Here is a 21,785-nt window from a genome sequence, read left to right on the forward strand (position 1 = left end):
GCCGGGGAGACCCGGCGGGCTTTTTCATTTCCAGGAGCTGGTCTTAGCGACGGCGTTTGCCACCCCCCAGCAGGGAGCCGAGCACCCCGCGCACCAGCTGGCGACCCACCTCGCTGCCGATGGTGCGGGCCACGCTCTTGGCGGCGGTCTGCACCACGCCATCGTGCTGGCCGCCACGGGGGCCGGTGCGGCCAAACAGGATGCCATTGAGGGCATCGAGCAGGCCGCCTTCCCCGTTGGATGGCTGTCCGCTGCCTTGCTCGTCAGTGGTTGTCACCTTGCCGTCGTTGAGCCGCTCGAAAGCAGACTCGCGATCCTCCGGCGTCTCGTAGCGGCCGTGCAGCAGGGAGCACTGAATGAGCGCCTGCCGTTCGGCGTCGCTCAAGGGGCCGATGCGGCTGGCGGGCGGGGCGATGAAGGCGCGCTCCACCATGCTGGGCCGTCCTTTCTCGTCGAGCAGAGAGACCAGCGCCTCGCCGACGCCAAGCTCGGTGATGACGCCGGCGGCATCGAAGGCGGGGTTGGCGCGCAGGGTGTTGGCGGCGATCCGCACCGCCTTCTGATCACTCGGGGTAAAGGCGCGCAGGGCGTGCTGCACCCGGTTGCCAAGCTGCCCCAGCACGCTGTCGGGGATATCGGCCGGGCTCTGGGTCACGAAGTAGACGCCCACCCCCTTTGAGCGGATTAGCCGCACCACCAGTTCGATCTTCTCCAGCAGCGCCTTGGGGGCATCGTTGAACAGCAGGTGTGCCTCGTCGAAGAAGAACACCAGCACAGGTTTGTCGGGATCCCCTACCTCCGGCAACTGCTCGAACAGCTCGGAGAGCAGCCAGAGCAGGAAGCAGGCATAGAGGCGGCTGGATTGGGTCAGCTTGCTGGCGGCCAGCACATTGATATGACCGTGGCCAGACTCATCTGTCTGCAGCAGATCCTGGATGTCCAGCATGGGTTCGCCGAAGAAGTGATCGCCGCCCGCACTCTCCAGGGTGAGCAGGTTGCGCAGGATGGCGCCGATGGAGGCGGTGGAGACGTTGCCGTAACGGGTGGTGAGGGACTTGGCGTTGTCACCGGCAAACTGCACCATGGCGCGCAGGTCTTTGAGGTCGAGCAGCAGCAGCCCCTCGTCGTCCGCCACCTTGAACACCAGCTCCAACACCCCGCTCTGGGTATCGTTGAGACCGAGCAGGCGGGCGAGCAGCAGGGGCCCCATGTCGGAGATGGTGGCCCGCACCGGGTGGCCCTGTTCGGCAAACAGATCCCAGAACAGGGTGGGGCTGGCGGCAAAGGCGGGGGCCGGGATGCCGAGCTGGGCCAGCCTGGCATCCAGCTTGGCCGAGCCCGCTCCGGCGGCGCCAAGGCCGCTCAGATCCCCCTTCACGTCGGCCAGAAAGACCGGCACGCCGAGGCGGGAGAAACCCTCCGCCAGCACCTGCAGGGTGACTGTCTTGCCGGTGCCGGTGGCGCCGGTGATGAGGCCGTGGCGATTGGCCATGGCTGGCAGCAGGGCGAGGGGATGACCACTGGCATAGGCCAGCGTGAGCGGTTCGGCCATGGTGGGCTCCTTGTGGCAAATGGGGGACTAAAAACAACGGGTTACAAGGAGTGTGGTGGCAGGTGCCGGGGATGGCAAGGCAGTGCCTCGTCAGCGCGCCAGAGGCTGACGAGGCGGGTGAGATCAGCGGGGGCGGACCAGCTTGCCAAGGCGCAGCAACAGCAGGGTGAGGAGGCCGCCGGTGGCGGCGGTCAGTACCGCCAGCAGTAGGCTGCCGAGCAGGAAGGGGGGCACCAGGGTGGCCGCTTCGTGCTCCAGCCAGTGCAGGGTCCAGGTGAGGTGAAATGGCTCCGGCGTCTTGTGCAGCACCAGACAACCGGTGCGATAGGCGTAGAGGTACATGAAGGGCAGGGTCAGCGGGTTGTTGAACCAGACCGCCAGCAGCGCCAGCGGCAGGTTGAGGCTGAACGCCAGCGCCAGCCCGACCGCGATGAGTGAATGCATGGGGATGGGAAACCAGCAGGCGAAGATGCCGGCAGCCACCGCCCCGCTCAGGGCGCGCGGCCCCCCTTGCCAGAGGGCGGGGGCGAGCAGGCGCTCGCCAAACAGGGCGAACCACTTCTGCTGGCGCAGGGTATCGGGGTCAATCTTGAAGCGGGCAAACCAGCGATTCAGCATGCGCGTGCCACCTTGCGTTTCTGCCACTGACGCACGGTGCTGATTCGCCAGCAGGTGCGAATGAGGGCGTAGCCGATGAGGGAGCTGAGCAGTGCCAGCACCAGCGAACCCAGCAGCAGCGGCGGAGCCACGGTCTCGAACACCGACACCAGCCAGGCCCAGGTGAACTCGATCTCGATGTGTTGGGAGGATTGCCCCAGCAGCTGACAGCCCGTCAGGTAGGCACCGTAGAACAGTGGCGGCATGGTAATGGGATTGGAGAGCCAGACCAGCGCCACCGAGAGCGGCAGATTGACCCGACAGGCGATGGCGCCGCCGGCCGCCAGCAGCATCTGGCAGGGGAGCGGTACCCAGGCCATGAACAGCCCCACCGCGAAGGCACCGGCCGCCGAGCGGCGATTGAGGTGCCACAGGTTGGCGTCCAGCAGCAGCTTGCCAAACAACCGCAAGTGCTTGTGTTCCTTGAGGGTCGCCGGATCAGGCAGCCAGCGTTGTATGAGTCGTTTGGGCATATTGAAACCTTGCTAAATACTTGCACCATGGATCTGCGCCTGCTGTCGTTTGCCCTCGGGGCAAGCTCCTCACTGCTTTGGCCATGGTTGCCTTCATGGGAATGGGGTGGCCTGATGCTGCTGTTCGCGTTTCCCCTCGCCGGTTGCCGCTGCTGGCGGCTGCTGTTCTTGCTGGGCGGCATCCTCTGGATGCAGGGGAATTTGCAGCACCGGCTCGCCTGGCTGGATCAGCTTGGCAAAAAAACGAGCCACATCATAACCGCACAACTGCAAAGTGCAGAACCCGAGGGCGATAAATTTGTCCGGCTGGTGCTGCGGGTGAACAGGCTCGATGAGCAGGCGCTCACCCCGGCGCCCCTGGTGCGCATCAATGCCTACCAGGTGTTGCCCACCATGACGGCAGGCAGTCGCCTGACCCTGGAGGTCTCCCTCAAGCCGGCCCACGGCCTAGCCAACGAGGCCGGGATGGACGGGCGGCGCCTGCTGCTCGGCAAGGGGATCACCGCCACCGGCAACCTGCGCCGGGTGATCCAGATTGAAGCGGTGCCAGCGGGGCTGCGCGAGCGCTGGCTGGCCCGGGCCGCCGCCAGCTGGCAGGATCTGAGCCAGGGCCCGCTGCTGGCGGCGCTCACCTTCGGCGAGCAAGCGGGCATCACGACTGAGCAGTGGAGCCTGTTTCGCGGCAGCGGGCTGACCCACATCATCGCCATCTCGGGGCAGCACATCGCGCTGGTAGCGGTGCTCGGCTGGTGGCTGGGGCGGCTGTTCGGGCTGCGGGGGGCGATTCTGCTTGCCCTGCTGTTTGCCGCCCTCTACAGCTGGCTGGCCGGTTTTGCGGTGGCCACCGAGCGGGCCCTCATCATGGTGCTGGTGTGGAGTCTGCTGCGCTGGCGACGGCGGGAGTGGCCGGCCCATCGCGTCTGGTTGTGGGCCTTCGTGGTGCTGACGCTCTGGGATCCCTTCGTCCTCTATTCGGCGGGATTCTGGCTCTCCTTCCTGGCGGTGGCCCTGCTGCTGGTGGCGAGCCTGCTGGAGGCCAAGCCCGGGCTCGTTCGCCTGCAGGGCTTGTTGCTGCTGGGGCTGCTGCCGCTGCAACTGGCGCTGTTCGAAGGGATAGCGCCGCTGTCGCTGCTGCTCAATCTGCTGGCATTGCCGCTCTTTTGCATCGGCATCATACCGCTGGCGCTCATCGGGGTGCTGCTGGCGCCGCTCTCGGGGGAGCTGGCCCACCTGCTGTTCTGGCTGGCCGATGTCGGCCTGCAGTGGATATTGTGGGCGCTGGAGAGGTTGGCCAGCCAGTGGCAGCTCTGGTGGCCGGTGCCGGGCTGGGTACTGCCGCTCACCGCCCTGCTGAGCCTGCTATGGTGCGCCTGGCATGTGCCGGGCGGTCGTTCCTTGCTGTTGCTGGGGGGCGTGGCCCTGCTGCTGGCGGCCTGGCCGGCGCCGACCCACTGGCAACTGAGGGTGCTGGACGTAGGGCAGGGGCTGGCGGTGCTGGTCACCCGGGGTGAGCGCGGCATCCTGTTTGACACCGGCGATCGCTACCCGGGCGGCTACAACATGGCGGATGCCGTGATCCTGCCGCTGCTGAACCGGCTCGATGTGCGGGTGCTGGATTATCTGGTCATCAGCCACAAGGACCGGGATCACGCCGGCAACCGGCGTGCCATCCTTCAGGCTCTGCCGGTACGCCACGAGCTCTCTTCCTTCGACTTCGGCCGCTTCACGACCCTGTGCCGGCGTGGCCAGCAGTGGCGCTGGCAGGGGCTCGAGATAGCAGTGCTCTGGCCGCAGCAGCCTGGAGGCGGCCACAACAACGACGGGTGCGTGCTGCAGATCCGCGACGGGGATCGACGTATCCTGCTCAGCGCCGACATCGAGCGGCAGGCGGAGCAGCGGCTGCTGGCGCTGGAAGGGGCCGGGCTTGCCAGCACCCTGCTGGTGAGCCCTCACCATGGCAGCCGCACCTCCTCCACGCCCCCCTTCGTGGCGGCGGTAGCTCCCCGCTATGTGGTGCACAGCGCCGGCTTCATGAACCAGTGGGGATTTCCCCGCCCCGAGGTGGTGGCCCGCTACCGGGAGGCGCAGCAATGGGTCACCGGACTGGACGGGGAGATCCTGGTCGAGCCTGCGGCGGACGGGCTGCGGATCCGTGCCGAACGGGAGCAGGGCCCCTGGTTTCGTCACAATGGTGACTGGTGGCGTCCTGCATTCTGGCCTGAGCGCTGAGCGTAAAACCGGCTTTGGCTGGGATAACGACCGTCATTGCCCGCCTTTGTGATGGGCAGCGCTTGGTGAAAACCCGGCTGTGGCTGGCATAACGGCCGTGATTTCCCGCTCTGGTGATGGGCACTGCTTGGTGTAATCCTGCGCTTTGGCTAGAATAGCCCGTCATTTCCCTTATTAACGGCTATTCATGCAACAAGAAACCTCACAAGACAGCTGGCCTGTCTTCAAGCGTCTGCTCGGCTACGTCCGTGACCGCAAGCTTGGCCTGATTGGCGGCATCATCGGCATGCTGGGCTACGCCGCCGTGGATACCACCTTCGTCTATTCCATCAAGCCGCTGATCGACAAGGGGATCAACGGCAACGATCCGACCGTGCTCAAGTGGATGCCCTTCTTCGTGCTGGGTATCGTGGCCCTGCGCGGCGTCGCCAACTTCCTCTCCAACTACTGCATGGCCTGGGTCGGCAACCACGTGGTGATGCGCCTGCAGCAGCAGGTATTCAACCACATGGTGGCGATGCCGATGAGCTTCTTCGACCGTCAGAATACCGGCCACCTGCTCTCCAAGGTGACCTATGACGCGAGTCAGGTCTCCTCGGCCGCCAGTACCACCCTGGTCACCCTGGTGCGGGAAGGGGCGACCGTCATCGGTCTGCTCGGCCTGATGTTCTGGCATTCCTGGCAGCTGTCGGTGATCTTCCTGGTGGTGGGGCCCGTGGTGGGCATCATCATCGGTCTCATCAGCCGCCGTTTCCGTCAGATTAGCCGCCACATCCAGCAGGCGGTGGGTGACATCACCACCTCTACCGAGCAGATGCTCAAGGGGCACAAAGAGGTGCTGATGTTCGGTGGCCAGAAGGTGGAGGAGAAACGCTTCTTCAAGGTCAGCAACAACATGCGCCAGCAGACCATGAAGATGGTTGCCGCCGATGCCATCGGCAGCCCGGTGGTGCAGATGGTGGCCTCCATCGCGCTGGCGGCCTTCCTCTATGTGGCCACCATCGACAGCGTGCGCAGCGAGCTGACTGCCGGTACCTTCACCGTCATGATCACCTCCATGATGATGCTGCTCAAGCCGCTGAAAAGCCTGACCGACGTCAACAACCAGTTCCAGCGCGCCATCACCGCCTGCCACAGCCTGTTTGGCCTGCTCGATACCGAGCCGGAGCAGGATACCGGCACTCGTACCCTGGAGCGCGCCCGCGGCGAGATCGAGTTTCGCAACGTCACCTTCACCTACCCGACCAAGGACACCCCGGCGCTGCACAACGTCAGCTTCAAGGTGGAGGCGGGCAAATCGGTGGCCCTGGTGGGGCGCTCAGGCTCTGGCAAGAGCACCATCGCCAGCCTGCTGACCCGCTTCTATGACATCGAGCAGGGGGAGATCCTGCTGGACGGCGTCAACATCCGCGATTACCGCCTGAGCGAGCTGCGCAAGCAGTACGCCCTGGTCTCCCAGCATGTCCACCTGTTCAACGACACGGTGGCGAGCAACATCGCCTACGCCGCGGAAGAGCAATACAGCCTCGACGAGATCAAGCAGGCGGCCCGCATCGCCCACGCCGACGAGTTCGTCAGCAAGATGAGCAACGGGTATGACACCGTGGTCGGCGAGAACGGCGCGTCGCTCTCCGGCGGTCAGCGTCAGCGCATCGCCATCGCCCGCGCCCTGCTGCGCGATGCCCCCGTGCTGCTGCTGGATGAGGCCACCTCGGCGCTGGATACCGAGTCCGAGCGCCACATTCAGGCAGCCATCGACGAGCTGTGCAAGGCGCGCACCTCGCTGGTGATCGCTCACCGCCTCTCCACCATCGAGAAGGTAGACGAGATCCTGGTGATCGATGAGGGTCATATCGTCGAACGTGGCAACCACGCGGCCCTGATGGCCCAGCAGGGCACCTATGCCCAGCTGCGCGCCATCCAGTTCGGCCATGCCACCGAAGGTGGCAACGTCTGATGCTGGAGCGGCTCTGGTATGCAAAGAGTGGCTGGCGCTGGTTGCTGGCCCCCTTTGCCCTGCTGTTTGCCGTTGTCAGCGGCACCCGCCGCTACGCCTATCGGCACGGCTGGCGCAAGGGCTATCGTGCCTCCTTGCCAGTTATAGTGGTGGGCAACATCTCGGTGGGTGGCAACGGCAAGACCCCGGTAGTGGTCTGGCTGGTGGAGCAGTTGCAGGCCCGCGGCTATCGCCCCGGGGTGGTGAGCCGCGGCTATGGCGGCAAGGCGCCCCATTACCCGTACCGGCTCGATGCCGCCAGCACCACGGCGCAGGCGGGGGATGAACCGGTACTGATTGCCCGGCGCTGCGGCTGCCCGGTGGTGGTTGCCCCGAAACGGGCCGATGCGGTACGGCTGCTGGAGCAGAGCGGTGAGGTGGACATCATCATCACCGACGATGGCCTGCAGCACTATGCGCTGGCCCGTGACATCGAGCTGGTGGTGGTGGATGGCGCCCGCCGTTTCGGCAACGCCTGCCTGCTGCCCATGGGGCCGCTGCGCGAGCCGGTCACCCGGCTCAAGCGGGTGGACGCCATCATCTGCAACGGCGGCGAGCCGGGGCGGGGGGAGTACCCCATGCAACTGGTCGCCGACGCCCCGCGTCGAGTGCGCGACGAGGCCCAGCTGGTCTCCCCCTTGTCGGGGTCGGTCGACGCGCTGGCGGGGATTGGTCATCCGCCCCGTTTCTTCGCCACCCTCGAGGGGCTTGGTTACCAGCTGGATCAGCGGGTGGCCTACGGGGATCACCACCCCTTCGATCGGGACGAGCTGGTGGGCCGCTTTGCCGGCAAGCCGCTGCTGATGACCGAGAAGGATGCGGTCAAGTGCCGCGCCTTTGCCCTCGACAACTGGTGGTATCTGCCGGTCAGCGCCGAGTTGCCCGCCTCCCTGCTCGATACCCTGCTGCACAAGCTGGGGGCGAGCGGGAAGGGGCAGGGCGCAACCAAGGCACAAGGTTGATCTCGCTCGCCAGCGCGGGAGAGAAGGGGGCTTGTCATGCCCCGCATGAAACATCTGGTTGGTTCGACACCCATCGCCGGCGTGATTAAGCCGCTGGCGCGACATCGTTGAAGGAGTATCGTTTTGGCTTTGGACATCAAGTTGCTCGACATCATTGCCTGCCCGGTTTGCAAGGGCAAGCTGCACTATAACAAGTCCGTGCATGAGCTGGTCTGCCGCTTCGACAAGCTGGCCTATCCGCTGGAGGAGGGGATCCCGGTGCTGCTGGAGAACCGCGCCCGGCAGCTCAATAGCGACGAGCTGTCGTCATGAGCTTCGTCGTCGTCATTCCGGCCCGCTACGCTTCCACCCGGCTGCCGGGCAAGCCGTTGGCCGACATCCACGGCAAGCCCATGGTGCAGCACGTGGTGGAAAAGGCCCTGCAGTCGGGCGCCGATCGGGTGATCGTCGCCACCGATGACGAGCGGGTGCAGCAGGCGCTGGCCGGCCAGACCGGGTTCGAGGTGTGCATGACCTCGAAGGATCACCAGTCCGGTACCGAGCGCCTGGCCGAGGTGTGCCGTCACTACGGTTTTGCCGCCGACACCATAGTGGTCAACGTGCAGGGGGATGAGCCGCTCATTCCGCCGGTCATCATCCGTCAGGTGGCGGACAACCTGGCCGCCGCCAGCGCGCCCATGGCCACCCTGTCGGTGCCAATTCAGGACGCCGAAGAGGCGTTCAACCCGAACGCCGTGAAGGTGGTGACCGACCAGGATGGCTACGCCCTCTACTTCAGCCGTGCCTCCATTCCGTGGGATCGCGATCGTTTTGCCGCAAGCCGCGAGCAGATTGGTGATCACTACCAGCGCCACATCGGCATCTATGCCTATCGCGCCGGTTTCATCCAGCGTTATGTGGACTGGGCGCCGAGCGCGCTCGAGCAAGTAGAGGCGCTGGAGCAGCTGCGGGTGCTCTGGTACGGGGAGAAGATCCACGTGGCCCAGGCCCTCGAGGCGCCGCCGGTCGGGGTGGACACCCAGGCCGATCTGGACAAGGTGCGCGCACTGCTGGCGAACTGATGCCGACAACAGCAAAAATGACTCTGAACGGTGCCTGCGGGCGCCGTTTTTTGTGTTTAATCTTTACATAATTATTTGATTACAAACGTCATTTATGAGCACTTTCAAACTTTTCCCGGCCATGGTTTGCCAAATCGACGAGTTTGGTTATGATGCAAGACGCCGTGTTAACCCTAACTGGCATATAACGAGATAAAAAACGGGGTGTTTGGGTGATTAATGTATTCCTGGTCGATGATCATGAGTTGGTGCGTACAGGGATAAGACGCATTCTGGAAGATGTCCGCGGGATCAAGGTGGTGGGCGAGGCGCAGAGCGGGGAAACCGCAGTCACTTTCTGTCGTCAGAACCATCCCGACGTGATCCTGATGGACATGAACATGCCGGGCATCGGCGGCCTGGAGGCAACCCGCAAGATCCTGCGGATCCGACCCGATGTGCGCATCATAGTGCTGACCATTCATTCAGAAAATCCGTTCCCGACCAAGGTGATGCAGGCGGGTGCCGCCGGTTATCTCACCAAGGGAGCCGCACCGGACGAGATGATCCACGCCATTCGCCTGGTCCACTCCGGTCAGCGTTACATCTCCCCGGAGATCGCCCAGCAGATGGCCCTGAGCCAGTTTGCCTCGGCCGACGAGAACCCCTTCAAGTCTCTTTCCGAGCGCGAGCTGCAGATCATGATGATGATCACCAAGGGGCAGAAGGTGACCGATATTTCCGAGCAGCTCAACCTGAGCCCGAAGACGGTCAACAGCTACCGCTACCGGCTGTTCAGCAAGCTCAACATCAATGGCGATGTGGAGCTGACCCATCTGGCCATTCGCTATGGCATGCTGGATGCCGACACCCTGTAACGGGCGGCGTGTAGCCATCAAAGGCGGCCTGTGCCGCCTTTTTGCTTTTTGCCGGTCTGGCGCAGTATGCTCTGTGCCGTTTTCTGCTTTCATCCGTTGAGCCGAGTTGCCGATGAGCCTCTCTTTCGATCTTCCGCTTGCCGCGATATCCCAGACCCAACACCTCGATCCCCGTTGCCGGAGCCAGCATGACCTCCTCTGAACCTCTCTTCGACAGCAAGGCGTTTCTCAGTGCCGTCACCCATCAGAGCGGTGTCTATCGCATGTACGACAGCGGCGGCACCGTCATCTACGTGGGCAAGGCCAAGGATCTGAAGAAACGGCTAGCTTCCTACTTTCGGGCCAACGTCGACAGCATTAAGACCCGCACTCTGGTGCGCCAGATCGCCGATGTGCAGGTGACGGTCACCCACACCGAGACCGAGGCGCTGATCCTCGAGCACAACCTGATCAAGCAGTACCAGCCCCGCTACAACGTGCTGTTGCGGGATGACAAGTCCTACCCCTGGATCATCATCACCGCCCATCAGCATCCGCGTATCGGCGTCCATCGCGGTGCCCGCAAGGTGAAGGGGGAGTACTTCGGCCCGTACCCCTCCGGCGGCGCGGTGCGCGAGAGTCTGCACCTGATGCAGAAGATCTTCCCGGTACGCCAGTGCGAAGATGCAGTCTATGCCAACCGCACCCGCCCCTGTCTGCTCTACCAGCTCAAACGCTGCGCCGGCCCCTGCGTGGCCGGGCTGGTGAGCGAGGCCGAGTATGCCCAGCAGGTGGAGCTGGCCAAGCTGTTTCTGGCGGGCAAGAACCAGCAGGTGATCGGCGAACTGGTGGGCAAGATGGAGTCCGCCAGCGGCGATCTGCGCTTCGAGGAGGCGGCCCGATACCGGGATCAGATCCAGGCCCTGCGCCGGGTCACCGAGCAGCAGTCGGTAAGCGGCAACGTGCTGGACGAGCTCGACGTGGTGGGGGTGGCCTTCGAGCAGGGGACCGCCTGCATTCACGTGCTATTCATTCGCCAGGGCAAGGTGCTGGGCTCGCGCAGCTACTTCCCGAAAGTGCCGGCCGATACCCAGCTCGACGAGGTGGTGCAATCCTTCCTGCTGCAGTTCTATCTGTCGGGGCAGGGGGGGCGGCAGATCCCGAGCGAGGTGCTGCTAGACGTGGCGCTCGAAGACGAGAGCGTCATCGCCGAGACCCTGAGCCAGACCGCGGGCTACAAGGTGCGGGTGGTGAGCCGTACCCGCGCCGAGCGGGCCCGCTTCATCAAGCTCGCCTCCATCAATGCCCAGACCGCGCTGCGCTCGCGCCTTGCCCACAAGAGCACCATCACCGCCCGCTACGATCAGCTGGAGGAGCTGCTGGAGCTCGAGCGCCCCATCGCCCGCATGGAGTGCTTCGATATCTCCCACACCATGGGGGAGCGCACCGTGGCCTCCTGCGTGGTGTTCAACCGGGAGGGGCCGCTCTCATCGGAATATCGTCGCTTCAACATCGACGGCATCACCGGCGGCGATGACTACGCCGCCATGGAGCAGGCGCTGGAGCGCCGTTTTGGCAAGCAGCAGGAGCCGGACAAGGTGCCGGATGTGCTGTTTATCGACGGCGGCCTCGGCCAGCTGCGCCGCGCCGAGGAGATCCTGGCCCGTCAGCTGGAGTTTCTGGGGGGCAAATATCCGCTGCTGGTGGGCATTGCCAAGGGGGTGACCCGCAAGGCGGGGCTGGAGACCCTGATCCTGGGGGAGAGCCACGAAGAGCTGCATTTGCCGGCGGACATGTCCGCCCTGCACCTCATCCAGCACATCCGCGACGAATCCCACCGTTTTGCCATCACAGGCCACCGCGCCAGACGGGCGAAGGCCCGCACCACCAGTACCCTGGAGGATATTCCGGGGGTGGGGCCGAAACGGCGGCAGGCGCTGCTCAAGTACCTGGGCGGTCTGCAGGAGGTGAAAAAAGCCGGGGTGGAGGAGCTTGCCAAGGTGCCCGGTATCAGCCAGGAGCTGGCCCAAGCCATCCACGATGCCCTGCATTCCCTCTAGCCATTGGTAGCCGAGAAGGGGGAATACCCCTCCGTGTTGCCCCTGTTTGCCCAGACGGCGAGCAGGGGCTGTCGCCCTGGGTATCGACAAGGGGCGAGGTGAGTCACACCATTCACCCCGGGTTCATCCCCTTCAGGGATCCCGGCACACAAGAGCCGTGACGCCGGGGGGCCGCAAATGCCATAATGGCCCGCATCCTGAGGTTGTTGATGGATTAATAGACCAAGGCGGGCGCCTGTCCGGTTGCATCCGTGATCGGCTTGGGGCTACCATGTAGCGGCATACAAGAAGTGGCTGAAAATAATGACAAATATTCCTAATCTGCTGACGTTTTTTCGGATCTTGCTCATCCCCGTCTTCGTCATCCTGTTCTACCTTCCCTACCAGTGGTCCTATCTGGCGGCGGCCATCATCTTCATCCTGGCGGCGGCGACCGACTGGTTTGACGGCTACCTGGCCCGCAAGCTGAATCAATCCACCGCCTTCGGTGCCTTCCTCGATCCGGTCGCCGACAAGATCATGGTGGCGGCGGCGCTGGTGGTGATCGTCGAGCACTACAACACCATCTGGGTCACCATTCCTGCCATGACCATGATTGGCCGCGAGATCATCATCTCCGCCCTGCGCGAATGGATGGCCGAGCTTGGCAAACGCTCCTCGGTGGCGGTCAGCTGGATCGGCAAGTGGAAGACCATGATCCAGATGGTCTCGCTCACCGGCCTCATCTGGCAGTACGACATCTGGATGGTGTGGCTGGCCTATGTGCTGCTCTACGTGGCCACCGTGCTTACCTTCTGGTCCATGTTCCAGTACATGAAGGCCGCCTGGGGCGATCTCAGCTATCACTCCCGGTTCTGAGCTGCCGACACAAAGAACCGTTTCCCCGTTCTTGGGGCAGGGAAACGGTCGTGAGCGCTGAAAAGGCAGGAAAAGGGCAAAAAACACTCGAACGATCAGGGTATTAAACATTTTTGGTTGACTGGGCGAGGAACATCGCTAGAATGCGTCCTCGTAGTCAGGCAGTCAGCCAGACCGATGCGGGAATAGCTCAGTTGGTAGAGCACGACCTTGCCAAGGTCGGGGTCGCGAGTTCGAGTCTCGTTTCCCGCTCCAAATTCAGACAATAGAGAGTTTCTCTCTTTTGCATGGCGCGTTAGCAAAGCGGTTATGCAGCGGATTGCAAATCCGTTTAGTCCGGTTCGACTCCGGAACGTGCCTCCATATTGACAAGCCCGCCACGCGAGCTTGATACCGATTGCGGTGCCCGAGTGGTGAAATCGGTAGACACAAGGGATTTAAAATCCCTCGACGTTCGCGTCGTGCCGGTTCGATTCCGGCCTCGGGCACCAGTTATTGAATAAAGCAATCAAATACTTACGAAAGGCCGCTAGCAATAGCGGCCTTTTTGTTTTTGGCGAAATGGCGACAAAGTGGCGACAGTTATTTTGATATACCTATGAAGCTGACTTCTTTTAGAATATTGATGGGGGTCACTTGAGTATTTATTTAATGCTGATAAGGTTGAGGCTTTTACAATGAGGTTCCATCATGAAAAAAGCTCTTATCGCTGCAAGCCTATTGTGTAGTGTGTTCTCAATTAGTGTGCATGCAGGCACAGCAATTATTCCTGCGTATTATGTTTGGGATGGGGGTGGACAATCTTGCTATAAGGTGTCCAACGTTTCAGCTAGTAGCGCAGTAATCAATATTAAGATGTTTGATAGAACAGGCGAGCCTTTTTCCGGAAAGTTGGCATCTACATATATCATTTCTGCACTGGATACTCCCTTTACGCTAGATCCACGGAAAACGGCTATGTTCTGTATTATCACTGGTGGTAATGCTGATCCTGGATATGGTGTTATCGAAGGCCAACCATCGGACGCATCACAGGGGCAGGTATCACTCGTTGCCAATGGTTACTATGCAAACAATACACCAAACTATGCACAAGCCTTTTCAATAGTAATTAATGGTGGAATGCCGTTCTAATATTTATCGGTTACTGAACATAGGATTTTCTCACGTCATCTGAGAATTTTTATCTGGTGTATTTTGACTTGATATGAAAGAGGGGAGCCTGGGCTCCCCTCTTTATTGTTGGGCTGACAACCCCGGGGGGCAGTCCTTATCCGGCGCGTGGCCGTCCTTTAGAACTTGTAGAGCCAGGAGACGGCGGTGAAGTAGCCGTTGTAGTCCTGGTTCAGGTTGCCGAGGTTGCGCTCTTCGCCGGTGTAGAGGTAATCCACGTCCTGGAAGTATTCGTAGCGCACATCCCAGCGCAGCGAATGCTGCTTGGTGAGCTGATAGAGGGCGTAGCCTTCCAGCCGGTGCTGCTTGCTGGTGAGATCCGGGTAGTCATAGCCCTTGCTGGCGTCGGTCTTGCCGCGGCCATAGGCGAAGCTGTAATCGAGCCCGAGCTCGAGATCCCGGTCAAACGCCTTCTTCTGGGTGAGCCCGAGCCCGAGGGTGGAGATATCGTCGCGCACCGCCGTGCTGTAGGGATCCCAGTCCGGCGCGCCTGTGTAGGCGTGGTTCTGGCTGGAGCTGATCCACTGCAGGTTGCTGAACAGGTGACCGCTCAGGTTGTCGTCGAACTGCTGGTTGAGGGTCAGGTCGATGCCATAATCCTTGCCCTCGCTGCGCCCTATGTCCGGCTCCTTGTAGTCATCCCTGGCCCACCACCCTTCGAGGCGGGCATCCATCCCCTCGCTGAACTGATAGCCGAGATCCCCCCTGAATTCGACCCTGTCCCTGTCTGCCAGATAGAACTGGCGCAGGGTCGGGCTGCCGTTGCCACCGGCGCTGTCGTGGCGCCAGTCCGAGCCGTCGCGGGTGCTCCAGGCGAGCTTGCCGCCCAGTTGCAGCGCCCCGGCCGGGCGGTAGCGCCCCTTGAGGAACAGGGTGTGCTCGTCGGTGTCCTGCCGGTCGGCCTGCTCGCGCTGATCGGCTTTGTACTGATAGCCGGTGGTGAGCTTGACCGAGCGGCTGAGCCGGTAGTCGGCCGCCAGATCCGCCTTGCTGCGAGTGCGATCGCTCTTGCCGCGCTGCTTGCCGACCACCGCGTATTCATCGGACTTGTCCTTGCGGTCCCGATACTCGCCGCCGGCGCGCAGGGTGAGATCCCGGCCAAAGCGACCCACCCACTTGGCGTCGGCCTGCAGGGTGCTGACCTCGCCGTGGAAGTCATCCTGGGTGATGGGGGCGTTGCGAAACGCGGTCAGGCTGCCGTTGGAGGTGGCCTGGCTGGTGAGCACGCGGCCGGTCAGGCTCTGCCGGTCCCAGTTGTACTGGCCGGAAAGGCTCAGCTGGTGGAAGTTGTTGTCCGGCTCGTAGGCGCGCTCGTTGGCGTAAGGATCGGTGACGCTGCCATAGTAGAGCGCCGTGTCATCGGTACGGTAGAGGGATCCGTTGTAGGCGAGATCGACCAGCCAGCCTTCTCCCAGGTAGCTGACGCCGCTCTTGACCAGGGTGGTCGAGCTGCCGTCGACGGGCTTGGGCAAGAGGCCTGGTCCGCTGCCGATGCCGGGCACGCTCGACTGGTAGTAGGCGAGGGTGGCCTCTTTTTTCTCATGAGAAAAATCGGCGTAGGGGCGCCACGGGCTCTTCGGGGTATAGGCGAGCCCGGCGGTCAGCTTCTTGCGCACCACATCCTTGTCGAACTCGGCCAGCGATCCCTGGGTCAGCGGGCTCTCGTCCGGCTGATAGACGCTGCGGCCGTGGCTGTTCCAGTAGAAGGGGGACTCCGAGTAGCCCAGCCGGGCGCGCATGCCGTCGTAGTGGCCCTGTTCGGTCGCTAGGCGAAAGCGCTCCATGCCGAGGTTTTTTACCTCCAGGCTGCCGTAGCGGGAGCCTTCTCCCCGGTATTGCAGGTCGGCGTTGAAGATGCCGAGCATGCCGCTGTCCTGCTGGCTGGGCACCCAGTTGCGAAAGCGGGTGGCGCCATCGTCGTTGGCATAGCCGGCACCCAGCCCCACCTCGCCAAACCAGCCCTCATCGCGCTCGCAAGACTTGCAGCTCCAGCGTTCGGTCTTGGCCGGTTTGCTCTGCTGCAGGGCGTAATCCCCGACTGCCAGCGGCTCCTCGGCCGCCTGGGCCGAGCAGACCGCCAGCAGGGAGAGCCAAAGTGTTGAGTATTTCATGACTTCTCTCCTCAGCGCCGCAGTGATTGACCGTTGGGATGGTTGGTCCCGTGGATCTGGTTATGACAGTTCAGGCAACTGCCGCCACGCACCTTGAGATCCCCCTCGGGGATGGAGACGTTGGCATGGGGCACGCTGTGGCACTCCTGGCACAGCTGGGGCACCCGCTTGTTGAGCAGCGCCTGGTTGATGGAGCCGTGCGGGCTGTGGCAGAGGGAGCAATCCTCGGTCACCGGTTCGTGTTCCCACAGGAAGGGGCCCCGTTTCTCGGCGTGACACTCGTAGCAGCTCTCGTTGAGGCTGGGCTGCTTGAGGCTGGCCTCGTTCTGCGACTGGTGCGGGTTGTGGCAACTGGAGCAGGGCAGCTCGCCATTGAGAATGGGGTGGCTGGTGCGCTTGTGCAGATCAGCCTTTTGCTGGGCGTGGCAGCTGGTACAGGTCTCCACCTGTTTCTTGCTGTCCATCACCGGATCCTTGGCCTGGTGCAGGCTGTGGCAGCTGGTGCAGGAGAGATCCTCCACCGCGTGAGCACTGGCATGCCAGCCCATTCGCTGGGTATCGGTGTGGCAGGAGAGGCAGACGCTGTTCTGCTTTTCCACCGGCACCGGCGAGTCGGGGCCGAAGGTGATCATGGGTTCCCGCTGCTGCCCCTTGCGGGGATTGCGCGGATGGTTGCCGGCGGGGCCGTGGCAGGCTTCACACTGCTTGTCGGCCATCGGCCCGTTCTGGTTGCCGAGATTGCCGTGCACATTGTGGAAGATGCCGGTGGCGGGCTTGCGCGAGTCGGCATCGTGGCACTTGAGGCAGGTATCGGCCCCCTTGGGGGAGTATTTGCCCTGGTCGAATTTCTGGTCGAGGGTGGCCTCGACCTGCAGGCGCGGATCGGCATCGGCCGCCGGCTGGGCATCGCTCTTGGCCCAGACCGGCAGGCAACCGAGAGCCAGCAAACCCGCCAGGAGCCACTGCGGGGTGATTCTTTTCATATCGTGTCCTTCAACGGCAAAGGGCCGGGGAGAGGCATCCCCCCGGCCTGGTGGTCTCAACGGAAGTCATACACCTTGTGAACCTTGTCGACGCCCTGCTCCTGCCCGACGGCATGGCAGGACGCGCACTGTTCAACTCCGGTGGCGGCCTCTATCGTCTCTGCACCAAAGATGGCGCCGTTGTTCTTCATGTGGGTGGCCCACTCATCCCCGGCGACCGGGCTGTCCGGCTTGACCAGCCCCAGCGGCGACTTGAGGTGGCAGCTGGCGCAGACCACCAGGGTCGGACTGAAGAACCTGGGCTGCTTGTTGTCCGCCGTGGTCGCCACCAGCGAGGGTCGTTCGTTCTGCTGATTGGGCAGGTTGTACTGACCCTTGGTGTGGCAGGACTCGCAGTTGTTCAGCTTGCCCGGGAAGGTGGCATCACCGCTGCGATGGGAGCCGAAGGCGTGGAAGGAGTGCACGTGGTACTTCAGATCCCCCGGCACACCCGCATAGAAGGAGGTGCGGGTGGCGTTGTGACAGCTGGTGCACTGGGCAAAGTCCTTGGAGGCGTGGGCCGAGCCCGCGTTGCCCTCGGTGTGGACGGCCAGATCCTTGTGACAGCCGTTGCAGGAGGCCAGATCCGCCCCTGCCTTGAGCACATAGTTGCCGTCCACCCCGCCTTCGGCCCGGAAGTAGGCCTTGACCGGATTGATAGGCACGTAGGAGAGGGCGCTGGCTGTGCTGCTGCAGGGGAGCAGATCCCCGGCGGCGAAGGCACCGTTGCGATCCGCCTTGCGGGCCACGCACACCTGCAGTTCGGCAACCGTGGCCGCCAGGGTGCCGCTCACCTCGTTACCCACCTCTTTGCGGCACAGGAAGCTGCCTCCGCCCTGGCTGTCGCATCTGGTGAAGTCAATCTTGTTGCCGGCGACGAAGGTTTGCGGGTTGGTGTAGCCCAGCTCGAAGCCGTTGCCCTGATCCCAGTTGACCAGGATGTAGGGGGCCTTGGCCAGATCGCCGTACTTGATGTACTTGAGCACCCCGTCCATGGTCTCGACCGGCGTGCCGTTGGCGGTCACGGTCAGCTCGACCTCGATGTTGGGGGCGGCGTAACGCACGTCGTCAAACTTGAACACCAGCTTGTCGCGACCGGCAGCCTCGTTGGCGAGGTAGCCCATGTGCACGCTGCTGGGGGACTTGGTGTTGCCGGGTGTCTCGGCGTGGCACTGGGTACAGAGGGTGCCGCTGCTGATCTTGCCGTTGATGTGGCTGATGTAGCCGGTCGTGGTGGTGGAGTCCGCGTGGCAGGCGCCGCAGGGTTTCTCCTGGGCGTGCTGCCAGTTGTTGGCATCCGGGGTGGTCGGGGTGACGCCCTTGTGGCAGGTGTCGCAGTTGCGCGGATCCTGCGGGAAGTGGCTCACCAGCTTGGTGGCGGTGGCATCCAGGTTGCCGTGCAGCTTGTGCACCAGGGTGGTCAGATCGCCCCGTCCGCTGCCGGGCACGCTCTCGTTGTGGCAGGTGACGCAGAGCTTGGGATCGGCCCGGTTGCTGTGGTGGATCGGCTGCTTCATGTGGCAGCTGTCGCAGCTCTGCTGCTCCAGGATGTCGCGGGTCAGCAGCGGCGGCGTGCCGGCCGGCACCCAGTCCAGCACGTAGTCGGTGACCGGAATGTCGTTGCTGCCGCCAAAGTAGATGCCGAGGCGGTGAGTCGCTGCCTCATCCCAGCGGATCAAACCGTTGTTGTCCTGCGAATCGCTCGGATAAGGGTCGCGCACCGTGGTGGCATTGAAGGAGAAGGTGTAGCGGTACTGGCCATTGCCGAGGGCTTCCAGCTTGCCGCTGTTCTCGCCGGTAGGGCGGTTGTTGCGGGTGCTGTAGATGAAGCTCTTCCAGATCACGGGGTCTTCCCGCGTGGCATCACGGCCGGGGATCACCTTGGCCAGGGTGAAGGAGGGGAGGGTGGTACCCAGGTCATAGCCCTTGCCTTGCTTGTCGGTGACCTTGAACTGCACCGAGAGCTGACCGCTCTCGCCAAGTTGCGGGGTGGAGGCCGAGATCACCAGCGAATCCGGGGTTCCCGGCGGAGGGGGCGGTGGGTCCGTCTTGTCGTTGCCATCACCGCCGCCCCCGCAGGAGGAGAGGGTGAACACCATTGCTGCAGCCACCAATACTTTCCAGTATTTCATTCTTTTATCCTTTTTTATCGGACTTATTGTTCCATATATGAGCCAGCTCAAAAAATTCCCAAAAAGATACTACTTAAGGGTCAAAAGAGGACTGAATACGGTATAAATCATTTCCATCTTAATTGTAAGGTTTATATATTAGAGAGCGTTGATCTAAGTCTCAAAAACGGATCGAAAATCAACCTGGATTATAAAAATGTCTTTTTTAACTGGGGTTTATAGACCTTTTCTGGAAGAGGGATGAGAAATGAAACGCAGTATGAAGCTGGAAATAGTGGGACTGTCGCTGCTTTTGGGCTCTATTGGCACTGCACATGCCAGCCTGGACTCATTGGTGGATACATGTAACTCATGTCATGGAAATCAGGGGATCAGCACCCAGAGCGATATTCCAACCATCGCAGGATTGGCAGAATCAAATCTTGCCGAGCAGTTGCGCACCTATCTCGACGGCCGGCCAGCCAAGACCGTTAATCATGTCACCGGTGATACCAGCAAGAAGGGGAACATGACCGACATTGTTAAGGGCCTTAGCGACGAGCAGATCGACGAGTTGGCGGCACATTATGCCGAGCTGCCCTACCAGCCGATGAAGCAGCCGTTCGATGCGGCGCTGGCCAAGGCGGGGCAAAAACTGCACGACGACTCCGGCTGCAAGAAGTGCCACTCCGAAGGGGGCTCGGTGGCCGAAGACGAGGCCTCCATCCTCGCCGGCCAGCCCAAGGGCTACCTGCTGACCTCCCTGCAGGAGTTCAAGGCCGGCAAGCGCAGCAACGACGAGAAGATGAACAAGGCCATCATCGCCATGAGCGATGCCGACCTCAAGGCGCTAGCCGAGTACTACGCAAGTCAGCAGTAACGTCGCTGCCCCTCCCGTTGACGCAGCCACCCCGCTTCTGGCGGGGTGTGGTCTCGTGTTCATGACCGTCAAAGGAGCTCTCATCGGCTCCTTTTTGTTGCGCGGCGGGCAGATGGCACCCCGGGTGCCACCGTTTCGGAGTTTCCTATGAAAAAGATCATCAAGTGGCTGCTGCTCGCCTCCCTCGCCCTGGGGGCGGGTCAGCTGGCGTTGGCCAGCGCGCAGGCAGCCGATGCCACGCCAGCTGCGCCGAGTACCACATCCAGTGCCGATCAGGCAGATCAACCCACCCTGGCCGAAAAGCAGGCCAAGGCGGAGAAGAAGAAGGCGGCCGCCAAAAAGGCCGCGGCCCGTTTTGCCAAGTGCGAGAAGTGCCACGACGGGGCTGAGGGGATGCACGGCAAGCATGGTCAGGTCACCAACCCCAACACGGGGGAGGCGGTTACCTGTACCAACTGCCACGGCAATGCGTCGGCCGATCACCGTAAACAGCGCGGCGGCATCGTCGATGTGATGCGCTTTGGCGACGACGCCTTCCCGCTGAGTCAGCAGAACGGCGTCTGCATGAGCTGCCATGAGCCGGACGATTTGCGCAAGGCCCTCTGGGCCCACGACGTGCACGCCACCCGGATCAGCTGCACCAGCTGTCACCAGCTGCACCCGGCCAAGGAGCCCATGGTGGGGATCCCCGAGAAGTCGCGCATCAAGCTGTGCGTCGACTGCCACCGCAAGCAGCATGAGGCTGGTCTCGGCGGCGCCGTCAAGGAGGGCTCATGAACACGACCCGCCGCGACTTCATGGTGGGCATGAGCGCCGGCGCCCTGATCCTGCTGACGGGGGCCCCGCGTGCCCTGGCCAACAGCATGACCATCAAGGGCGTGCGCTACGGCATGATCCACGACGAGACGGCCTGCATTGGCTGCACCGCCTGCATGGACGCCTGCCGCGAGGTGAACCAGGTGCCGGCAGGGGTGGCCCGCCTGCAGATCCTGCGCAGCGGCCCGGTGGGGGAGTATCCGGCGCAGGAGTACCGCTTCTTTCGCAAGTCCTGCCAGCACTGCGACAACGCCCCCTGCGTGCATGTCTGCCCGACCGGCGCCTCCCACATCCGGGCGGAGGATGGCATCGTCGACATCAACCCTGACCTCTGCGTAGGCTGTCGTTATTGCCTGGCCGCCTGTCCCTATCAGGTGCGCTTCATCAACCCGGTCACCCGGGTTGCCGACAAGTGCGACTTCTGCCGCAAGACCAATCTGGCGGCGGGCAAGCAACCGGCCTGTGTGGAAGCTTGCCCGACCAAGGCGCTGGTGTTCGGCAATCTGGACGATCCCAACAGCCCCATCGCCAGACTGCTGGTGCAGGAGACCACCTATCGCTACAAGCAGTTCCTCGGTACTTCGCCCAAGATGTACCGGGTGCCGAAAGGGGAGGTGAAGTCATGATCCCGTCTCATCTGTATGACACGAACCGGCTGAGGGGAGGGAAGTACCATGTGGCATGATGCGTTTCACTTCGACTCGCTGGTGTGGGATGGCCCCATCGCCATCTACCTGTTCCTGCTCGGTATCTCGGCAGGCTCGGCCACCCTCTCGGTGCTGCTGCGTCGGCAGGGGGCCGGCAGCGATAGCGGCATCATCAAGGCGACTGCCATTCTGGCGCCGGTGAGCGTCGTGTTGGGGCTGCTCATCCTCATCTTCCACCTGGCCCGTCCCTGGACCTTCTGGAAGCTGATGTTCCACTACCAGTTCGACTCCGTGATGTCGATGGGGGTCATGCTGTTTCAGGTCTACATGGCGGTGCTGTT

General features: G+C 62.7%; 19 protein-coding genes and 3 tRNA genes. 16 read left to right on the forward strand and 6 right to left on the reverse strand.

Annotation, left to right across the window (positions count from 1 at the left end; translation table 11 throughout):
- Positions 1 to 43: 43 nt before the first annotated feature.
- From AB5Y98_RS04155 to AB5Y98_RS04165, 3 genes are all read right to left on the reverse strand, one after another.
- Positions 44 to 1,552, reverse strand: coding sequence for a helicase HerA-like domain-containing protein (locus AB5Y98_RS04155; protein ID WP_017786229.1), 1,509 nt, complete (start codon positions 1,550 to 1,552; stop codon positions 44 to 46).
- Between the two features lie 123 nt (positions 1,553 to 1,675).
- Entirely contained in the window at positions 1,676 to 2,170 is a 495-nt protein-coding gene (locus AB5Y98_RS04160; RefSeq protein WP_005302707.1) for a DUF2062 domain-containing protein, read from the reverse strand.
- The gene (locus AB5Y98_RS04165) at positions 2,164 to 2,682 is read right to left on the reverse strand and encodes a DUF2062 domain-containing protein (protein WP_005302706.1); all 519 of its coding nucleotides are present in this window, start codon (positions 2,680 to 2,682) and stop codon (positions 2,164 to 2,166) included. The genes AB5Y98_RS04160 and AB5Y98_RS04165 overlap by 7 nt, the downstream gene beginning before the upstream one ends.
- On the opposite strand from AB5Y98_RS04165, the gene AB5Y98_RS04170 reads away from it, so the two are divergent.
- From AB5Y98_RS04170 to AB5Y98_RS04225, 12 genes are all read left to right on the forward strand, one after another.
- Positions 2,620 to 4,911 carry a DNA internalization-related competence protein ComEC/Rec2 gene (locus tag AB5Y98_RS04170; RefSeq protein WP_368231387.1) on the forward strand — a complete coding sequence of 764 codons (2,292 nt, stop codon included), beginning with the start codon at positions 2,620 to 2,622 and terminating at the stop codon, positions 4,909 to 4,911. The genes AB5Y98_RS04165 and AB5Y98_RS04170 overlap by 63 nt on opposite strands.
- A gap of 187 nt (positions 4,912 to 5,098) precedes the next feature.
- A complete protein-coding gene (msbA, locus tag AB5Y98_RS04175; protein WP_368231388.1) occupies positions 5,099 to 6,868 on the forward strand; it encodes a lipid A ABC transporter ATP-binding protein/permease MsbA in 1,770 nt (589 codons plus the stop codon).
- Entirely contained in the window at positions 6,868 to 7,869 is a 1,002-nt protein-coding gene (gene lpxK, locus AB5Y98_RS04180) for a tetraacyldisaccharide 4'-kinase (RefSeq protein ID WP_324042998.1), read from the forward strand. Before msbA ends, lpxK begins: the two co-directional genes overlap by 1 nt.
- A gap of 123 nt (positions 7,870 to 7,992) precedes the next feature.
- Entirely contained in the window at positions 7,993 to 8,181 is a 189-nt protein-coding gene (locus AB5Y98_RS04185; RefSeq protein WP_201988936.1) for a Trm112 family protein, read from the forward strand.
- Positions 8,178 to 8,930: a 3-deoxy-manno-octulosonate cytidylyltransferase gene (kdsB, locus tag AB5Y98_RS04190; RefSeq protein ID WP_010633514.1), complete on the forward strand. Its 753-nt coding sequence runs from the start codon at positions 8,178 to 8,180 to the stop codon at positions 8,928 to 8,930. Before AB5Y98_RS04185 ends, kdsB begins: the two co-directional genes overlap by 4 nt.
- Before the next feature lie 212 nt (positions 8,931 to 9,142).
- Positions 9,143 to 9,787, forward strand: a complete 645-nt coding sequence (gene uvrY / locus AB5Y98_RS04195; protein WP_005302696.1) for a UvrY/SirA/GacA family response regulator transcription factor — start codon at positions 9,143 to 9,145, stop codon at positions 9,785 to 9,787.
- A 188-nt stretch (positions 9,788 to 9,975) separates the two neighbouring features.
- Entirely contained in the window at positions 9,976 to 11,826 is a 1,851-nt protein-coding gene (uvrC, locus tag AB5Y98_RS04200; protein WP_368231389.1) for an excinuclease ABC subunit UvrC, read from the forward strand.
- Positions 11,827 to 12,129: 303 nt separating this feature from the next.
- Complete coding sequence (gene pgsA, locus AB5Y98_RS04205) at positions 12,130 to 12,684, forward strand: CDP-diacylglycerol--glycerol-3-phosphate 3-phosphatidyltransferase (protein ID WP_368231390.1); 555 nt, start codon at positions 12,130 to 12,132, stop codon at positions 12,682 to 12,684.
- A 179-nt stretch (positions 12,685 to 12,863) separates the two neighbouring features.
- Positions 12,864 to 12,939: transfer RNA gene (locus AB5Y98_RS04210), tRNA-Gly, on the forward strand.
- Positions 12,940 to 12,973: 34 nt separating this feature from the next.
- Positions 12,974 to 13,047, forward strand: a tRNA-Cys gene (locus AB5Y98_RS04215).
- Positions 13,048 to 13,088: 41 nt separating this feature from the next.
- Positions 13,089 to 13,175: transfer RNA gene (locus AB5Y98_RS04220), tRNA-Leu, on the forward strand.
- A 199-nt stretch (positions 13,176 to 13,374) separates the two neighbouring features.
- Entirely contained in the window at positions 13,375 to 13,818 is a 444-nt protein-coding gene (locus tag AB5Y98_RS04225; RefSeq protein WP_368231391.1) for a hypothetical protein, read from the forward strand.
- A 158-nt stretch (positions 13,819 to 13,976) separates the two neighbouring features.
- Here the strand turns inward: AB5Y98_RS04225 and AB5Y98_RS04230 are convergent, their stop codons facing one another.
- Genes AB5Y98_RS04230 through AB5Y98_RS04240 form a run of 3 tightly spaced genes read right to left on the reverse strand, consistent with a single transcriptional unit; the run spans position 13,977 to position 19,122 of the window.
- Positions 13,977 to 15,968: an MtrB/PioB family decaheme-associated outer membrane protein gene (locus AB5Y98_RS04230; protein ID WP_368231392.1), complete on the reverse strand. Its 1,992-nt coding sequence runs from the start codon at positions 15,966 to 15,968 to the stop codon at positions 13,977 to 13,979.
- 11 nt (positions 15,969 to 15,979) lie between these two features.
- A complete protein-coding gene (locus AB5Y98_RS04235; RefSeq protein ID WP_010633519.1) occupies positions 15,980 to 16,951 on the reverse strand; it encodes a DmsE family decaheme c-type cytochrome in 972 nt (323 codons plus the stop codon).
- A 56-nt stretch (positions 16,952 to 17,007) separates the two neighbouring features.
- Positions 17,008 to 19,122 carry an OmcA/MtrC family decaheme c-type cytochrome gene (locus AB5Y98_RS04240; RefSeq protein WP_368231393.1) on the reverse strand — a complete coding sequence of 705 codons (2,115 nt, stop codon included), beginning with the start codon at positions 19,120 to 19,122 and terminating at the stop codon, positions 17,008 to 17,010.
- Between the two features lie 259 nt (positions 19,123 to 19,381).
- Here AB5Y98_RS04240 and AB5Y98_RS04245 point away from each other — a divergent pair, with 259 nt between their 5' ends.
- From AB5Y98_RS04245 to nrfD, 4 genes are all read left to right on the forward strand, one after another.
- A complete protein-coding gene (locus tag AB5Y98_RS04245) occupies positions 19,382 to 19,981 on the forward strand; it encodes a c-type cytochrome (protein ID WP_240041800.1) in 600 nt (199 codons plus the stop codon).
- Between the two features lie 147 nt (positions 19,982 to 20,128).
- Positions 20,129 to 20,758, forward strand: a complete 630-nt coding sequence (gene nrfB, locus AB5Y98_RS04250; protein ID WP_368231394.1) for a cytochrome c nitrite reductase pentaheme subunit — start codon at positions 20,129 to 20,131, stop codon at positions 20,756 to 20,758.
- Positions 20,755 to 21,423 carry a 4Fe-4S dicluster domain-containing protein gene (locus AB5Y98_RS04255; protein ID WP_337079186.1) on the forward strand — a complete coding sequence of 223 codons (669 nt, stop codon included), beginning with the start codon at positions 20,755 to 20,757 and terminating at the stop codon, positions 21,421 to 21,423. The genes nrfB and AB5Y98_RS04255 overlap by 4 nt, the downstream gene beginning before the upstream one ends.
- Positions 21,424 to 21,471: 48 nt before the next feature.
- A partial coding sequence (gene nrfD / locus AB5Y98_RS04260) for an NrfD/PsrC family molybdoenzyme membrane anchor subunit (RefSeq protein ID WP_368231395.1) occupies positions 21,472 to 21,785 on the forward strand: 314 nt, incomplete at its 3' end.

Source organism: Aeromonas sp. s3, from assembly GCF_040907805.1.
Lineage (GTDB): Bacteria > Pseudomonadota > Gammaproteobacteria > Enterobacterales > Aeromonadaceae > Aeromonas > Aeromonas dhakensis.

Bases quoted from the DNA above. Each gene is read 5' to 3' on its own strand.
- AB5Y98_RS04155 (WP_017786229.1), bottom strand. From the start codon at position 1,552: ATGGCCGAACCGCTCACGCTGGCCTATGCCAGTGGTCATCCCCTCGCC.
- AB5Y98_RS04160 (WP_005302707.1), bottom strand. From the start codon at position 2,170: ATGCTGAATCGCTGGTTTGCCCGCTTCAAGATTGACCCCGATACCCTG.
- AB5Y98_RS04165 (WP_005302706.1), bottom strand. From the start codon at position 2,682: ATGCCCAAACGACTCATACAACGCTGGCTGCCTGATCCGGCGACCCTC.
- msbA (WP_368231388.1), top strand. From the start codon at position 5,099: ATGCAACAAGAAACCTCACAAGACAGCTGGCCTGTCTTCAAGCGTCTG.
- lpxK (WP_324042998.1), top strand. From the start codon at position 6,868: ATGCTGGAGCGGCTCTGGTATGCAAAGAGTGGCTGGCGCTGGTTGCTG.
- kdsB (WP_010633514.1), top strand. From the start codon at position 8,178: ATGAGCTTCGTCGTCGTCATTCCGGCCCGCTACGCTTCCACCCGGCTG.
- uvrC (WP_368231389.1), top strand. From the start codon at position 9,976: ATGACCTCCTCTGAACCTCTCTTCGACAGCAAGGCGTTTCTCAGTGCC.
- pgsA (WP_368231390.1), top strand. From the start codon at position 12,130: ATGACAAATATTCCTAATCTGCTGACGTTTTTTCGGATCTTGCTCATC.
- AB5Y98_RS04225 (WP_368231391.1), top strand. From the start codon at position 13,375: ATGAAAAAAGCTCTTATCGCTGCAAGCCTATTGTGTAGTGTGTTCTCA.
- AB5Y98_RS04230 (WP_368231392.1), bottom strand. From the start codon at position 15,968: ATGAAATACTCAACACTTTGGCTCTCCCTGCTGGCGGTCTGCTCGGCC.
- AB5Y98_RS04235 (WP_010633519.1), bottom strand. From the start codon at position 16,951: ATGAAAAGAATCACCCCGCAGTGGCTCCTGGCGGGTTTGCTGGCTCTC.
- AB5Y98_RS04240 (WP_368231393.1), bottom strand. From the start codon at position 19,122: ATGAAATACTGGAAAGTATTGGTGGCTGCAGCAATGGTGTTCACCCTC.
- AB5Y98_RS04245 (WP_240041800.1), top strand. From the start codon at position 19,382: ATGAAGCTGGAAATAGTGGGACTGTCGCTGCTTTTGGGCTCTATTGGC.
- nrfB (WP_368231394.1), top strand. From the start codon at position 20,129: ATGAAAAAGATCATCAAGTGGCTGCTGCTCGCCTCCCTCGCCCTGGGG.
- AB5Y98_RS04255 (WP_337079186.1), top strand. From the start codon at position 20,755: ATGAACACGACCCGCCGCGACTTCATGGTGGGCATGAGCGCCGGCGCC.